Raw genomic sequence first — 1,982 nt, forward strand, 5'->3', positions numbered from 1 at the left:
GACAAGGCCAAGAACCCGGTGACCGAGATCGCCCTCGGGCACCTGACCTTCGACATCACGTTCATGCCGCCGCCCCCGCTGGAGCGGGTGAGCTTCGAGAGCTTCATCGACATCAACCTGCTGTCGCAGTTGGGAGGTAACGGCTGATGGCCAAGATCGAAATCAATCGCTTGACGAACGCCAACGTCTACATCGACGGCGCGTCCTTCCTCGGCCGGGCCGAGGAGGTCGAGCTGCCGGACATCAAGCACAAGATGGAAGAGCACATGGCGCTGGGGATGATCGGCACCCTGGAGGCCTGGTCCGGCATCGAGAAGATGACCGCCAAGTTCAAGTGGTCGTCGTTCTACAAGGAGGTTATGGCCAAGTCGGCGAATCCGTTCAAGTCGGTGCAGATCCAGGTGCGCAGCTCGCTGGAAACGTATGCGACTGCCGGCCGGATCGCCGAAACGCCGGTGGTGGCGCACCTGATCGGACAGTTCAAGTCGATTCCCCTGGGCAACTACAAGCAGCACAAGAACGTCGAGCAGACCAACGAAATGGCCGTGCATTACGCCAAGCTCGTAGTCGACGGCGCCGAGGTGTTCGAGTTCGACGCCCTGGCCAACATCTACAAGGTCAACGGCCAGGACATGCTGGCCAACTACCGCGCCAACATCGGAGGCTAAGCCATGCAGATCATTTCTTTACGTGAGCCGCTCAAGACCGGCGATGGCCGCACCCTGACGGAGCTGACCATGCGGGTGCCCAAGGTCAAGGACCTGAAGGCGGCCCAGCGTTTCGGCGGTTCGGATGCCGACGTCGAAGTGGCGTTGATCGCGTCCCTGGTCGGGGTCGTACCGGAGGACCTGGATGAACTGGGGCTGGCGGACTACAGGCGCCTGCAGGACAGCTTTCGCCGGTTCTCTGATCCGGCCGGCGGAGCTGTGGAAGGGGATGGCGCTGCTGGCACGGTGGTTCCGGTTCCAGCCCAGTGAGATCGATGCACTGGAGCTGGAGGATTTCCTGACCTGGTGGGGATTGGCAAACGAGCAGATCAGGCAAGAGGCCGGACCATCAGGCGCGTAATGCCGTCGAACAGCCGCAGGATGACCCACAAGACGAACAGAGCACCGGCTATCAAATAGCCGATCAGCCAGGAAAGCAGCAGCGTCAACAACACCGCGGCGATGATGGACTTGCCCGCGACCCAGAACACGACAACGGCTCCAAAGAGTGCGAAATACGCAATCCAAGGGGCGCATTGTTCGATGTTCTCAATCCTTTCGGCAAGCGCGGCAAACGGATTCGGTGAGTTCACGTTTCAATCCACTCTCGGCTGTACGCCGGGCGAAGCAAGGTTAACACATGGCTAAAGAGCTTGTCGTCGGGGTCGTGATTGGGGCGGCGTTGTCAGCCACCTTTACCGCCGCCTTCGGCAATGCCAAGAAGACCGTCGACACGCTGGGTGCCAGCGTGCGCGACCTGACTGACAAGCAGAAGACGCTGGGCGCCACGATTCAGAAGTCCGGCAGGCTGGCGCCGGAATCCATGGCACCGCTTCATCGCGACTACGAACGGCTGGGGCGCCTGATCGACGAGACACGACGGCGACAGGAGGCGCTTACCGCCAGTCTGGCGCGCGGAGCGGCGCTCAAACAGGAACGCGCCGATTTGCGGGGGCAGGCGTTGGAAACCGTCGGAACCGGCGCGGCGCTGGGCGCGCCGGTCGTGGCGTCCGTCCGGCTGGCGGGCAATTTCCAGGACCAGCTCCGCGATATCGCCATCACCGGCGAGTTCACGGCCGCGCAGGAAAACCGCTTGGGCGCCGCCGTGCGTGAGAGCGCCCTGAAGTGGAACCAGACCCAGGCCGAGATCGCTTCCGGCATCGGGGTACTGGTGGCCGGGGGCGTCCAGGATGCCCAGGCGCTGGACCGGTATACGCCGGTCCTTGCGAAAGCGGCCACGGCGACGCGGGCCAGCATGGCCGATCTTGGCAGCGT

4 protein-coding genes are annotated in these 1,982 nt (G+C 63.0%); 3 read left to right on the forward strand and 1 reads right to left on the reverse strand.

All coding sequences use genetic code 11. The features are described from left to right. Positions 1 to 146: 146 nt before the first annotated feature. Together ACSHWJ_RS15675 and ACSHWJ_RS15680 are read left to right on the forward strand one after the other, a co-directional pair. Positions 147 to 668 carry a phage major tail tube protein gene (locus ACSHWJ_RS15675; protein WP_432540057.1) on the forward strand — a complete coding sequence of 174 codons (522 nt, stop codon included), beginning with the start codon at positions 147 to 149 and terminating at the stop codon, positions 666 to 668. A gap of 3 nt (positions 669 to 671) precedes the next feature. Next, complete coding sequence (locus tag ACSHWJ_RS15680) at positions 672 to 977, forward strand: phage tail assembly protein (RefSeq protein WP_432540056.1); 306 nt, start codon at positions 672 to 674, stop codon at positions 975 to 977. A 59-nt stretch (positions 978 to 1,036) separates the two neighbouring features. Here the strand turns inward: ACSHWJ_RS15680 and ACSHWJ_RS15685 are convergent, their stop codons facing one another. Then, complete coding sequence (locus ACSHWJ_RS15685; protein WP_432540055.1) at positions 1,037 to 1,300, reverse strand: hypothetical protein; 264 nt, start codon at positions 1,298 to 1,300, stop codon at positions 1,037 to 1,039. A 47-nt stretch (positions 1,301 to 1,347) separates the two neighbouring features. Here ACSHWJ_RS15685 and ACSHWJ_RS15690 point away from each other — a divergent pair. Further along, positions 1,348 to 1,982: hypothetical protein (locus ACSHWJ_RS15690; RefSeq protein ID WP_432540054.1), on the forward strand; the 635-nt coding region annotated here is incomplete at its 3' end.

Source organism: Methylococcus sp. S1M (assembly GCF_051295855.1).
Taxonomy (GTDB): Bacteria; Pseudomonadota; Gammaproteobacteria; order Methylococcales; family Methylococcaceae; genus Methylococcus; species Methylococcus capsulatus.